The 14185-nt window shown below is 37.2% G+C and carries 13 protein-coding genes; 6 read left to right on the top strand and 7 right to left on the bottom strand.

Annotated features, from left to right (window positions below):
* Positions 1 to 4: 4 nt before the first annotated feature.
* From LU301_RS04410 to LU301_RS04395, 4 genes are all read right to left on the bottom strand, one after another.
* The gene (locus tag LU301_RS04410) at positions 5 to 1702 is read right to left on the bottom strand and encodes an AMP-binding protein (RefSeq protein WP_305273065.1); all 1698 of its coding nucleotides are present in this window, start codon (positions 1700 to 1702) and stop codon (positions 5 to 7) included.
* 186 nt (positions 1703 to 1888) lie between these two features.
* On the bottom strand, positions 1889 to 3583 hold the full coding sequence (locus LU301_RS04405) for an AMP-binding protein (RefSeq protein ID WP_305273063.1): 1695 nt from the start codon (positions 3581 to 3583) through the stop codon (positions 1889 to 1891).
* An 86-nt stretch (positions 3584 to 3669) separates the two neighbouring features.
* Complete coding sequence (gene parC / locus LU301_RS04400) at positions 3670 to 5811, bottom strand: DNA topoisomerase IV subunit A (RefSeq protein ID WP_370692239.1); 2142 nt, start codon at positions 5809 to 5811, stop codon at positions 3670 to 3672.
* A gap of 252 nt (positions 5812 to 6063) precedes the next feature.
* Positions 6064 to 7647 carry a peptide chain release factor 3 gene (locus tag LU301_RS04395; RefSeq protein WP_305273057.1) on the bottom strand — a complete coding sequence of 528 codons (1584 nt, stop codon included), beginning with the start codon at positions 7645 to 7647 and terminating at the stop codon, positions 6064 to 6066.
* A 395-nt stretch (positions 7648 to 8042) separates the two neighbouring features.
* Between LU301_RS04395 and LU301_RS04390 the strand changes: the two genes are divergently transcribed.
* Positions 8043 to 8366: an ArsR/SmtB family transcription factor gene (locus LU301_RS04390; RefSeq protein ID WP_305273054.1), complete on the top strand. Its 324-nt coding sequence runs from the start codon at positions 8043 to 8045 to the stop codon at positions 8364 to 8366.
* A gap of 20 nt (positions 8367 to 8386) precedes the next feature.
* Entirely contained in the window at positions 8387 to 9061 is a 675-nt protein-coding gene (locus LU301_RS04385; protein ID WP_305273051.1) for an NAD(P)H-binding protein, read from the top strand.
* 207 nt (positions 9062 to 9268) lie between these two features.
* Here LU301_RS04385 and blaROB read toward each other — a convergent pair whose 3' ends face one another.
* The 3 genes from blaROB to LU301_RS04370 are packed head-to-tail and all read right to left on the bottom strand — an operon-like array spanning position 9269 to position 10688.
* Positions 9269 to 10186, bottom strand: coding sequence for an ROB family class A beta-lactamase (blaROB, locus tag LU301_RS04380; RefSeq protein ID WP_305273048.1), 918 nt, complete (start codon positions 10184 to 10186; stop codon positions 9269 to 9271).
* A 57-nt stretch (positions 10187 to 10243) separates the two neighbouring features.
* On the bottom strand, positions 10244 to 10474 hold the full coding sequence (locus LU301_RS04375) for a DUF5713 family protein (RefSeq protein ID WP_305273948.1): 231 nt from the start codon (positions 10472 to 10474) through the stop codon (positions 10244 to 10246).
* Between the two features lie 22 nt (positions 10475 to 10496).
* Positions 10497 to 10688, bottom strand: a complete 192-nt coding sequence (locus LU301_RS04370; RefSeq protein ID WP_305273045.1) for a hypothetical protein — start codon at positions 10686 to 10688, stop codon at positions 10497 to 10499.
* Positions 10689 to 10922: 234 nt separating this feature from the next.
* Here LU301_RS04370 and LU301_RS04365 point away from each other — a divergent pair, with 234 nt between their 5' ends.
* From LU301_RS04365 to LU301_RS04350, 4 genes are all read left to right on the top strand, one after another.
* Complete coding sequence (locus LU301_RS04365; protein WP_305273041.1) at positions 10923 to 12134, top strand: NADH:flavin oxidoreductase/NADH oxidase family protein; 1212 nt, start codon at positions 10923 to 10925, stop codon at positions 12132 to 12134.
* 91 nt (positions 12135 to 12225) lie between these two features.
* Positions 12226 to 13311 (top strand): DUF418 domain-containing protein, encoded by a 1086-nt coding sequence (locus LU301_RS04360; protein ID WP_305273038.1) that lies wholly within the window; start codon positions 12226 to 12228, stop codon positions 13309 to 13311.
* Positions 13312 to 13330: 19 nt separating this feature from the next.
* Positions 13331 to 13771: a MarR family winged helix-turn-helix transcriptional regulator gene (locus tag LU301_RS04355; RefSeq protein WP_305273037.1), complete on the top strand. Its 441-nt coding sequence runs from the start codon at positions 13331 to 13333 to the stop codon at positions 13769 to 13771.
* Between the two features lies 1 nt (position 13772).
* Positions 13773 to 14105: a DMT family transporter gene (locus LU301_RS04350; RefSeq protein WP_305273034.1), complete on the top strand. Its 333-nt coding sequence runs from the start codon at positions 13773 to 13775 to the stop codon at positions 14103 to 14105.
* Positions 14106 to 14185 lie beyond the last annotated feature (80 nt).

The raw sequence follows: 14185 nt of genomic DNA, 5'->3' as shown, positions 1-14185 counted from the left end.
TGAATTATTTACCACGCAAATCTTTACGTAAGATTTTACCTACGTTCGATTTAGGTAACTCATCCATAAACTCAACATAACGAGGACGTTTATATCCTGTTAGGTTCTTTTTAGCAAAGTCTAGCACTTCTTCTGTAGTTAAAGATGCATCTTTTTTCACTACAAACACTTTTGGTACTTCACCAGCCTTTTCATCTGGTACACCAATAGCAGCCACTTCAAGTACTTTCGGATGTTTACTAATCACTTCTTCAATTTCATTTGGATAAACATTAAAACCAGACACCAAAATCATATCTTTTTTACGGTCTACAATTTTAACAAAACCTTTTACATCCATAAAGCCAATATCACCAGAACGGAAGAAACCGTCAGCAGTCATTACTTTAGCTGTTTCATCATCACGATTCCAATAACCTTTCATCACTTGTGGACCTCGAATCGCAATTTCTCCTACAATAGGTTCGCCATGTTCATCAACACTTCCCGCAGGAATCATATTACCATCATCATCTAAAATTGCAATATCGGTACTTGGTGCAGGCAGACCAATCGTCCCTGTAAATACTGGATTGGTTGGTGCATTTACTGTCGCTAATGGCGATGTTTCTGATAGACCGTAACCTTCCGTAATCACAATACCTGTAACCTGTTTCCATGCTTCAGCTGTACTTGGTAATACCGCCATACCACCACCAATACAGATTTTTAAATTGCTATGGTCAAGTTGTTTAAATTCCTGATGATTGACCAATGCATTAAATAAAGTATTGACCGCAGGAAATAATGATGGACGATATTTACGGAATTCTTTAATCACCGCTGGTAAATCACGTGGATTTGGAATTAAAATATTGGTTGCACCTTTATACATACCATATAATGCACATACCGTAAACGCAAAAATATGATAGAGCGGTAAAGCACAAGCAAAATTTTCGCCTTGTAATGATGTTCCTTTACCAAAACGACTTTCAAAAATTTTATCCACTTGCAACATATTAGCAATTAAGTTGCGATGAGATAATTCTGCACCTTTAGATACACCTGTTGTACCACCTGTATATTGTAATACAGCCGTATCACTTAGATGAACCGTAGGTTTTTGATAACGGCTTGATGATGTATTTAAAGTATCTTTAAAATTAATATGACCATTAATCTGCCAAGCTGGCACTTCCTTACGCACACTACGCAATACAAAATTGACGATAGAACCTTTTAAGAAACCAAGCATATCGCCAATGCCTGTAATAATCGCATATTTTACAGGTGTTTTACCATGAATCGGCTGATAAATATGTGCAAAACGGTCTACTGTAACTAAGACCTCTGCACCCGAATCATTTAACTGATGTTCTAACTCTCGTGTGGTATAAAGTGGGTTTACATTTACCAGTACTAAGCCTGCACGCAAAATCCCCATTAGTGCAATTGGATATTGAATTAAATTCGGCATCATCACTGCAACACGTGTGCCTTTGGCTAAATTTAATCCTTGCAAATAGGCAGCAAAACTACGGCTATAAGTATCTAATTCAGTATAAGAAATACTTTTATCCATAAAGATAAAAGCCGAATTATTTGCATAGTTTTTTACATTTTGTTCAAAAAAATCGACTAGAGATGTTTGTTCATTTGGTAAATTAATCTCTTGTTCAATTCCAAATTGTTGCAAAGTATCAAGCCAAACACGTTCCATTAAATATACTCCACGTTTAAGTTTTCGTAAAAGTTTAAGATAGTATATCTAAATTATCTTGTCAAAGTATATTCTTATCATTTTGCTTATAATTTGTAAAATTGAACCAAATTTATGTATAAATTTCATCCATTTGATAAAAATAAAGTGTCTGACATCAGATACTTTATTTTAATAGCTTAGTATTTAAGCTTTATTTTGTGCCTTAGAACGTAGATTTTTACGTAAAATTTTACCTACCGCTGATTTAGGTAACTCTGAAACCACTTCAATATGACGTGGTCGTTTGTAACCTGTTAAATAATCATGAGTAAATTCCAATAACTCTTGTGGTGAAACTGAATAATCTTTTAATACCACGAAAGCTTTTGGTACTTCACCTGATTTAACATCGGGTACACCAATCACCGCAACTTCAGCAACAGCAGGATGTTTACTCATAACAGCTTCTATTTCATTTGGATAAACATTAAAACCTGATACAATAATGGTATCTTTTTTACGGTCGATGATGCGGATAAAGCCTTCAGCATCCATAACACCAATATCACCTGTACGTAGATATCCATCAGCTGTCATCACTTTAGCCGTCTCATCAGGGCGTTTCCAATAACCTTGCATGACTTGTGGACCTTTAATACAAATTTCTCCACTATCGCCCATAATCACAGGTCGTCCATTATCCCCTAAAATAATAATATCTGTTGATGGAACTGGTACGCCGATACTATTCATATATTCTGGGTTATTTGGCGGGTTAAAAGTCGCTACGGGTGATGTCTCAGACATACCATAACCTTCTAAAATCATACAGCCTGTAATTTCTTTCCAACGCTCAGCAGTACTTTCTAACACTGCCATACCACCACCAACACTACCAACCAATTTACGATGGTCAGACTCAATAAAACCTTGATGGTTTGCCAAAGCATTAAATAAAGTATTTACCGCAGGGAAAATAACAGGTGGATATTTGCGATATTCTTTAACTAATGCATCTAAATCACGTGGATTTGGAATCAATACATTTGTTGCACCAACATACATACCATACATCATACAAGTAAATGAGAAAATATGGTAAAGTGGTAAAGCAACAAAAAAGTTTTCTCCGTGAAAGAGTCGATTACGACCAAATTTACTTTCAAATAAAGCATTGACTTGCAACATATTAGCAATCAAATTACGATGTGAAAGTTCCGCCCCTTTCGCTACACCTGTGGTACCTCCTGTATATTGTAATAATGCAGTATCATGCCCTGTTACCATTGGACGCTTATAATCATTAGTAGAATAACGTGTTGCTGCCTCTTTAAATGGGGTATGTACAAAACTCCATTCTGGTACTTGTTTACGCACATTACGCACCACAAAATTAACTACAGACCCTTTAATAAAACCTAATAAATCACCTACACCAGTTACAATCACATGTTTAACTGATGTTTTCCCCACCAGTGGTTGATATACATGAGCAAACATATCAGCAATAATTAGCACTTCTGCTTCAGAATCATTCAGCTGATGTTCTAATTCATAAGTGGTATACATAGGATTAATATTGACTAAAATACACCCTGCTCGTAAAATGCCCAGCATTGCAATCGGATATTGCAATAAATTTGGCATCATGACTGCAACACGTGTACCGGGTGCTAAATTTAACTTTTGTAAATAAGTTGCAAAACGAGTACTATAATCATCTAATTCAGCATAGCTAAATGATTTATCCATTGACACAAATGCCATTTGGTCACGGTGCTTTTTAATATTGTAGTCAAAAAGGTCTAACAAAGAAATTGAATCCGCAGGTATGTTAATTTCAGCATCAAGCCCAAATTTTTCGTATGTTTTTAACCACGGTTTTAGTGTTGTTGGCATATATAAGTCTCTCTAAAAATCCTATCTATTTGCATAAAATATTGTATATGAAAAACCAACCATTATAATCAGTTTTTACATAATTATTACACAATAACTTTTAAATGTATAGCTTTTGTATAGCCACGTGGTAAAGCTTTACCTTTATTACCACGTTTTCCTACAAAATTCATTAAATCATCTGCTTTAAACTTAATGTGTCGATTTTCAGTTTCGACTAATAAAGTATCTGTCAATTCCAGTGCAATAGCAGAAATAAGCGATTGATTATTTTCTAACTGTATTAGTTTATTGCCTTTACCTTTATTTAATATTGGCAATTCTGACAATTCAATTACATTCAAATAGCCATTTGAAGTTAATAATGCCAAATGTGTTGCATTATTTTGCAACAAAATTACCAATGCTTGACTATCTTCTGCGACTGTTAAGAAATTCTTTCCTGCCTTAACTGATGTATCGAGCTGTTTAAGTTGTGATTTAAAACCATAACCCGATGAACTGATGGTAATGATGTCTTGTTCATCATCACCCATTAGCACTTGAATAAACTGTTTACCCGATGGCGGATTGAGTTTTGATGTCAATGGTTCGCCTTGTCCACGAGCGGACGGTAAATTATTGGCAGGTAGCGTATAACTGCGTCCTGTTTCATCAAGTAGATAGACTTTTTGATTACTTTTACCTAAACAATGGCTCAAATATTCATCACCTGTACGGTAACTCATATGATGTACATCAATGTCATGTCCTTTGGCGGAACGTATCCAACCTGCTTTAGATAACACGACCGTAATTGGCTCAGCAGGAATTAAATCTTGCTCGTTAATGGTTGATGCTTCTGCACGTTCAATGATTGGCGAACGTCTATCATCACCAAATTTTTTCGCATCATCTTTTAGTTCATCAATCATCAATTTTTTTAATGATTCAGGATTCGCCAACTGTTCACGAATGATTTCAGCTTGGGCATTCAGTTCATCTTGCTCTTTACGAATTTCCATTTCTTCTAATTTTGCAAGATGACGTAATTTTAATTCTAAAATCGCTTCGGCTTGAATTTCATCAATGCCAAAATGTGCCATCAATATAGGTTTTGGCTGGTCTTCTTCACGAATAATTTTAATCACCGTATCAATATCTAAATAGGCAATCAACAAACCTGCTAAAATGTGTAAACGTTTTTCAATTTTATTGAGATGATATTGTAAACGGCGAGTAATGGTTGTTTTACGAATTTCAATCCATTCCAATAAAATTTGACGAATAGATTTGACTTGTGGACGACCATTTGCACCAATCATATTAAGATTGACACGATAACTGCTTTCTAAATCGGTCGTGGCAAATAAATGGCTCATCACTGCATCAGCATCGACACGATTGGAACGTAAAATAATCACAATGCGTGTTGGGTTTTGATGGTCGCTTTCATCTCGTACATCATTGATAAATGGTAATTTTTTTGCATTCATCAAATCAGCAATTTGGCTAATAATTTTTGAACCAGAGACTTGATACGGTAAATGTTCAATAATAATTTCATTTTTTTCAACACGATATACCGCACGCATACGATAGCTACCACGCCCAGTCATTTGAATTTTTAATAATTCATCTTTAGGTGTGATAATTTCTGCTTTAGTCGGTAAATCTGGTGCAGGAATATATTCGTGAATCGCTTGGTCATCTAAATCTGGCTTACGGATTAACGCAATCGTCCCTTTAATCACTTCTCGTAAATTATGCGGCGGAATATCCGTTGCCATACCAACCGCAATTCCTGTTGTACCATTGAGTAAGATATTGGGTACACGGGCTGGTAGATGGATTGGCTCTTTCAATGAACCATCAAAATTATCTTGCCAATCGGTTGTGCCTTGTCCTAATTCGCTTAATAGCAGTTCACTATATTTGGCGAGTTTAGCTTCGGTATAACGCATGGCTGCAAATGATTTTGGGTCATCAGGTGAACCCCAGTTACCTTGCCCTTCAATCAATGGATAACGGTAACTAAACGGTTGAGCCATCAATACCATTGCTTCATAACAGGCAATATCGCCGTGTGGATGATATTTACCCAATACATCACCGACTGTACGTGCAGATTTTTTTGGCTTCACATTATTTTTTAAGCCCAATTCGCTCATGGCATAGACAATACGGCGTTGTACAGGTTTTAACCCATCACTGATATGTGGTAATGCCCTGTCCATAATCACATACATGGCATAATTCAAGTAGGCTTGTTCGGTAAATTCGGCAACCGAACGATTTTCAGTGGCTTGATGGCTGATATTGTTCATCTTTAAGTCAATTTTTACAATTAATAAGGCTAGACAGATAATATAGTAAATTCAATTCATTATTGAACTGTAGGGGCGACTTGTATTCGCCCAAGCAATTGATTTTACAAAGGGTTTATGTAATAAACCCCTATATTTGTTGTATTGTTCTGATATAAATCGGCGATAAAACAATTAATGTTCTCTGGTCGCAAAGAATTGAATATCAGGATAACGCTCTTGCATCAACTGTAAATTCACACGGCTTGGTGCAAGATAAGTTAAATGCCCACCACCATCAATCGATAATTGGTCGTATGCTTTCTTTTTAAATTCATTGAGTTTTTTCTCATCATCGCAATGAATCCAACGCACAGTATGAATGCTGACTGGCTCATATACACAATCGACCTTATATTCTTCTTTCAAACGATACGCCACCACATCAAACTGTAACACACCCACCGCACCGAGAATCAAATCATTGCTATTTTGTGGCATAAATACTTGCGTTGCACCTTCTTCCGATAACTCTTTTAGACCTTTTTGTAACTGTTTTGATTTTAATGGGTCTTTAAGACGCACACGGCGGAACAATTCTGGAGCAAAGTGTGGAATGCCTGTAAAGTGCAAATTTTCGCCACTGGTAAAGGTATCACCGATTTGGATTGTGCCATGATTATGTAAACCGATAATGTCGCCAGCCCATGCTTCTTCCAAATGCTCACGCTCACCTGCTAAAAAAGTCAAAGCATCAGAAATACGCACTTCTTTACCAATACGCACATGGTTCATTTTTAAACCTTTTTCGTATTTTCCAGAACAAATACGCATAAAGGCAATACGGTCTCGATGTTTTGGATCCATATTTGCTTGGATTTTAAACACAAACCCTGAGAATTTTTCTTCAGTTGCCTCAACCACACGTTCTTGTGCTTGATGAGCTTTTGGTGATGGCGACCAGTTAATAAACGCATCTAATACATGATCAACCGCAAAATTACCCAACGCTGTACCAAATAAAACAGGCGTTTGCTTGCCTTGTAAGAATAATTCTTGGTCAAAATCTTCGCTTGCCATTTGAGCTAATTCTAAAGACTCTTCAAAGGCTTTGAATGCTAAATCACCAATTTTTGCACGAATATCAGGATAATCATAACCATCACGCACTTCAATTTCAGTAATGGTTGAACCAAAACCAGCTTTATAAATATAGGTTTTATTTTCTCGTAAATGATACACACCTGCAAACTCACGTCCCATACCCAAAGGCCAAGTGATTGGTACACAACGAATATTCAACACATTTTCAATTTCATCAAGCAATTCAAGTGGATCACGAATTTCCCTGTCCATTTTATTAACAAAAGAGATAATCGGTGTATCTCGCATACGGCACACGTCCATCAATTTAATAGTACGTTCTTCCACGCCTTTTGCACCGTCAATCACCATTAAGGCACTATCCACCGCAGTTAAAGTACGATAGGTATCTTCCGAGAAATCTTCATGCCCTGGTGTATCAAGTAAGTTAATAATATGATTTTTATAAGGAAACTGCATCACCGATGTGGTAATCGAAATTCCACGTTCTTTTTCCATTTCCATCCAGTCTGATGTAGCAGAGCGGTCAGATTTTCGACTTTTGACCATACCAGCAACCTGAATTGCTTTCCCCCACAATAACAATTTCTCTGTCATGGTGGTTTTTCCCGCATCGGGGTGTGAAATTATAGCAAAAGTGCGGCGAGCTTGTACTTCTTTAAGTAAATTTGACATAAGCACCTAGTTTTTTAAATTTGTTGATTGCTGAGTATTGTAACAGATATTATCTATTTCATCATCTATTATCATCACATAACGAGTCATTAAAAAGTTAAAATAGCTATTTTAATATCAGCTTAAAATAATAATTCCATTCTTAACCAAAAAATTATAACATATTGATATAATTTAAATTATTTAATTTTGTATAGATGAATTACAATTATCCCCTACACAGAATTAATAACTTATAACGAGTTGAGAATGATGGCAATTTAGTAATTTTAAGACTTATTTAATGTAAGTAAACCTATTGAACGCATCGCTATTTTAGATTGTTAGCAGTATTTCCCTTGACTTTCCCCCAAAACCGCCTATAATAAGTCCAAATTTTTAAACCTATCAAAACTATGAACGAACAAACTCATGCAATGCGTCTTTTAAAAGACTGCATTCCCATTTTTACCGTGCTGTCGGACGAAAACCGCCATTTGATTTTGAAATTATTGCTGGAAAATGGGGCGATGCGGGTCAATGACATTACCGAAAATCTGCATTTGTCTCGCCCTGCGGTGTCGCATCATTTAAAAATTATGTTGTCCGCCAATGCGGTGAGCGTAGAGCAAATCGGCAAAGAACGCTTTTACAGTTTGGCGATGAAAGATGAAATTGAAAAAATGGGTGAACTCGTTGAATTGATGAAAAAATATTGTCCGAGCAATCAAAGTGAATAAGGCAATCAAGGTAAAATACAATGAAAGCAATTGTTATTGGTGCAACGGGGGCGACAGGCAATGCCCTGACCCAATTATTATTAAATAATGAGCATTACCAAAGTGTGATGATTTTTGTGCGAAAGCCTGTGGCAATCACACACCCAAAATTAACCGTGCATTTGATTGATTTTGACAAGCCTTCTGATTGGGCGGATAAAGTAAAAGGCGATGTGCTGTTTTGCTGTCTTGGTACAACTTTAAAACAAGCGGGCAATCAACAAAATCAACGCAAAATAGATTTTGATTATCCGCTTGTGTTTGCCAATATCGCCAAACAAAATGGCATTGCACGATTTTTGGTCTTATCATCGGACGGAGCGAATGCAGATAGCCGATTGTTTTATTATCGTTTAAAAGGCGAATTGGAAATGGCTTTGCAAAATATTGGTTTAAATTATTTAACCATTTTGCGACCGCCTTTATTAAAACGAGAAAACAGCGACCGTTTGGGCGAAATGGTCAGCGAAAAAGCCTTGTCATTTTTAAATCAATTTGGTTTATTGTTATCCGCCAAACCTATGCCAACCGATGTTTTGGCAAAAGCAATGATACAAGTGGTTGCTGATAATAAAACGGGGATTTTGGAGAAGGGGGAAATTTGGGGGTTGGGTGCTGTTTATGAGAAAAATGGTGTAAAAAGAAGAGCTGTATAGCATTATAAATGCGTACACCACACCAAATATAGAATTTTGGTAAAATGCTATGCGGTGTACGCTTTATTTATTTTTTTACATCTTGAATTGTCAAACCAAGTGCAACGTTTTTTTGAAGTAAACTTCATAAGGTGTTTTCCAACCCAAACATTTACGCGGTCGTAAATTCAGCCCTAAATTTTCACTTTTTCTAACAAAATGAATTTGTTAGTTGAGCTGTAAAGTATGAAATACTTGCTTTGCTGCATCTTCTACTAATTTATTGTTGAATTTGGCTTCTTCGGTAAATTGCGTACTCATGATTGCCATCACAATCGGTTTGCGATTTGGTATGCGAACCACCGCAATATCATTGCGTACACCATATTTACCCGCCCCGCTTTTATCGTACACTTTCCACGATGTTGGCGTAGCAGCGCGAATCAATGGATTGCCTGTTGCGTTATTGTCCAACCAATTCCACAAAATCGTTTTTTGCGATTCGGTTAATGTGTTGCCCAATAAATACGCATTTAAATTCATCGCCATTTGTTTGGGTGTACTCGTATCACGAATATCGTTGGGTTTGGCTTCATTTAAATCGGGTTCTAGCCGATTGGCATGGGTTACGTTATCGCCTAATTGTCGCAAAATACGTTGATATTGTTCCACGCCACCCAATTCTTTGAGCAGCAAATTGGTCGCGCTGTTGTCGCTAAACCGCACGGCTGCTTCACATAATTGGGCAATCGTCATGCCTTTGCCAACGTATTTTTGGGTTTCGGGAGAATAAATAACCAAATCTTTTTGGCTATATGAAATGGTACGATTTAAATCTTTTTCAGGCAGCGATTGCAACACCGCCCCAGCCAACAACGCCTTGAAAGTGGACGCATAAGCAAAGCGTTCATCTGCACGATAAGACAAAGAATGTCCCGTTTCTGTATCCCATACATAAACGCCAATTCGGGCTTGATACTGCTGTTCCAAATTCGCCAAAGTCTGTTGAAAGGTGGCTTGTGTGGCTGATTGTTGCACAGGCGCACTAGCAGGCTGCGGATTAGACGTTACCGAATGAACAGAATTGAGCGAACAAGCCGTTAATGTCAGCAATAATAATGTGCCGATTTTTAACTTATTAAACATAAATTATCCTTTGATTTTACTAAATAAATTTCTTTTCAGGCAGCCTGAAAAATAATTTTACCAATCACGCGGGGCAATCAATTCTACACCATCTGCGTCATCAAAACCATAAGCTTGGGCAATAAATTCCATGGTTTCGCCAAAACAATCACGCGCAACCGTTTCAATTTCGCTGTCATTTTCATCAAATTCATCTTGCAATTCATTGAGTTGCTCGGTGGCTTCGTGCGTAATGGCATACAGCGCGTCTAAATTGTCGGGTTGTTCTTGTTCAATGCGTTGGCACACATTCAAAAAAATAGCTTTGCATTTATCCACCAAAAAATTGCTCAAAAAAAGTTTTGGTAAATTCCCACATTTCCTGAGTGCTTCTTTGTCGGTTAAGTGCTTGTCTGATTTCATCTTCTGATATGTTGTATTTACCAACAAAATTAGGACCATATGTGTCCACTAACTGAAAGAAATGGCTTTTACATTGGGTGTCAAATTGTTCAAGTGACATAATTATCTCCTATATTGGATGTTTAATCAAAATTACTACTAGCATTTGCCAATATAGTATCAAAATAAAATAAAATAGTAAAGTGGTAATTAAATTTAACAATAAGATAACATCTTAATCAATTGTTTTATTGAAATTATTTTTTATTATTTATTCCACCCCCTTGACTTCCCCCACATTCCCCCTTATAATAAGTTTAAATTTTTAAACATATCAACTTAAAAGAGACCTTTTATGCTATTCCAATCTTTCACTTTCCCAAACGGCACAACCGCCAAAAACCGCTTTTTCAAATCGGCAATGGAAGAGCAGCTCGCCATAGACAATCAGCCGACCCAAGCCCTTGTTAATTTGTACCGCACTTGGGCATTGGGCGGGGCGGGCGTGCTGGTTACGGGCAATGTGATGGTGTCGCCAAACGGCAAAGGCTCGGTGGGCGATGTCGTGGTGTCGGACGACCGCTCGCTTGCTATGCTCAAAGCGTGGGCGGAGGCTGGCAAAACCGCAGGCACGCTGATGATTATGCAAATCAACCACGCAGGCAAACAATCGCCCAAAGCCGTCAATCGTGAACCTGTCGCCCCAAGTGCCGTGCCACTGGTTGGAATGGACGGGTTTATCAATCCGCCACGAGCTTTGCAAGCGGTTGAAATTGAAAAAATTATTGGCGAATTCATCACGACCGCCAAAATTGCTGAACAAGCTGGATTTAGTGGTGTGCAAATTCACGCTGCACACGGCTATTTGATTAGCCAATTTTTGTCGCCACACCACAATACTCGTACCGATGATTGGGGCGGAAGTTTAGCTAACCGAATGAATTTTTTGTTAAAAATTTATCAAGGCATTCGTGAAAATGTCCGTCCTGATTTTTTGGTGGGCGTGAAATTAAATTCAGCCGATTTTCAAAAAGGCGGTTTTGATGAAAATGACAGCTTGCAAGTGGTAGAAAAATTATCGCAAATGGGCATTGATTTTATTGAAATTTCTGGTGGAAACTACGAAAGCCCTGCAATGCTGGCTGAAAAATCCAGCACCCGCCAAAGGGAAGCCTTTTTCCTAGATTATGCCGAAAAAGCTCGCAAAATCAGCCAAGTTCCGCTCATCATCACAGGCGGATTTAGAAGTGAAACGGCAATGAATGATGCTTTAAAAAGTGGCAATTTGGATTTAATCGGCATTGCTCGTCCGCTTGCCCTAATGCCTGATTTGCCAAACCAAATCCAAAATGGCTCGTATCAAACGCTGACCACCAATCGCATTAAAACAGGCTTTGCACCGCTGGATAAAAAAGTCGGGGCGGTTTTGGAAATGGATTGGTATATGGCTCAAATGCGTTTGATTGGCGAAGGTAAATCACCCAATCCGAAATTGTCGGCTTGGAAAGTGTTGTTTAATACGATTGTGGCGAATGGGAAGGCTGGGCTTAGTACGGGGCGGAGCTGAGTTTTAAAATCCCAAAAATCAAAAACCCCTTGCAATTAGTCCTAAAGTTTACTAAAATACACCCAAATTAGTAATTTTTAGGACTATTTTGATGTCAGCCACGTCCATTACCGCCCCAAACGACCGTATCGCCATTTTGGATTGTTGGCGGGGTTTTGCCATTTTTGGGATTTTCGTGGTAAACATCATCACTTTTTCGGCAATTAATCACGATTTTGAGCAACTGACCCTAAACTCGGCACTTTGGTACGACACCTTAACACGCCATATCAGTTCCTTATTTTTTGAAAGTAAGTTTTATATTATTTTTTCATTTTTATTTGGCATTGGGTTTTCGGTACAAATAGAAAGCCTTGCCAAAAAAGGCGTGAATATCAGCCGTTTTTATACAAAACGCTTAGCAATTTTATTTGCTATTGGTTTAATTCATTCAATGTTTTGGTGGGGCGATGTATTAAGGTTATATGCCATTTTGGGACTTGGCTTATTACTCTGTCGGCATTTATCGGTAAAAGCCTTATTGGCATTGTCATTATTATTGTTAATATTGGCACAAATGATTGCCATATTTCCAGATGTATTTGGCGAATTTTCCAGTCCAAAAGCAAGCGATGATATTTTTAAAACCTTATATTTTGCTTTAATTCAAATGGCACCAACCGCATTTTCTTTATTTTTATTGGGGCGAGTGGTGGGTAAAATTGGGCTATTAAAAAATTTGGCGGATAAAAAGTCTTTAATGAAAAAAGGCATCATCATTGGGCTAATTATTTGGGCAAGTTTGACGGGTATATTGGCTTTATTATCAGACACCTATCACCCAATGGCAACTTTACCAAAAACTATATCGGATATGGCGTTATCGTCTGCTTATTTGGCGGTATTGGGATTATTATTGGTTTATGATAAATTTGCTTTATTGACCCAATCGCTTGCCAATATCGGTAAATTGGCACTGACCAATTATGTATGTCATACCGTGATTTGCGTGTTTATTTTTCAAGGGCTTAATTATCAAGGTAAACTACAAATGGGCGGATTATTACTCATTGCTTTAATGATTTTTATCGGGCAAATGGCGTTTAGCAATTTGTGGGTTAAGCGGTTTAATTATGGCTTATTGGAATGGCTTTGGCGGTCATTGACGATTGGTAAATGGCAAATATTGGTAAAATAGTTTATTTTTGGAGAAGTGTATGAACAATAACCCCATTCTAAACCTTTGGGCAATCACCACTTTATTTGGCAATGTGTATGATGATTATAGTAAACGCTTTAATTTTAATTATAATGAACTTGCCTGTTTTTATAGTTTGTATGTCTTTGGACAATGTACACAAAAACAAATTTGCAATGAATGGTTATTACCAAAACAAACCATTAACACCTTATGTAAATCTTTTATTGAACAAGGTTTGATTGAAATTGTTCCGCATACAGGCGATAAACGAGAAAAAGTATTAACTTTAACTGAAAAAGGTAAAGAAATTGCCAAGCCAATGATTGAGCCGTTGCTTGACATAGAAAAGCAAGCGGTTAAAAACTTTGGTGATGAAAGAATGAATCATTTGGTGAATGAATTTCAAGAATTTCAAGCCACTTTTAATGCCACCTTTTTAAAGTCTATCGGAGAATAAAATGCACTGGTCTTTATTATTAGCCATCGCCATTTGTAGTGAAGTGTTTGGCTCTACAATGCTTAAACTATCACAAGGATTTACCAAGCCTTTGCCGAGTATTGGCTTTATGTTTGGGTTTGGCATTGCCTTTTATTGTTTGTCATTGGTGTTAAAACATATTTCACTGGGTATGGCGTATGCGATTTGGAGTGGGGTTGGCATTATTTTAACGGCTGTGATTGGCGTGATTATTTTTAATGAAAAAGTGGATAGTTGGGGCATTATTGGCATTGCGTTTATTTTAATTGGCGTAGTGATTTTAAATGTTTTGTCAAAAATGGGTGGGCATTAGAGCATACAAAATTTCAACTCTCACTAAACTTAAATACAATGTGTTTATCATTTTTTCATATATACATTTCACTATTTATT

Origin of the sequence: Moraxella sp. ZY210820, assembly GCF_030674635.1 — a bacterium.
Lineage (GTDB): Bacteria > Pseudomonadota > Gammaproteobacteria > Pseudomonadales > Moraxellaceae > Acinetobacter.
Note: the sequence above shows the minus strand (reverse complement) of the source record. Positions and strands in the feature narration are given on the sequence as shown.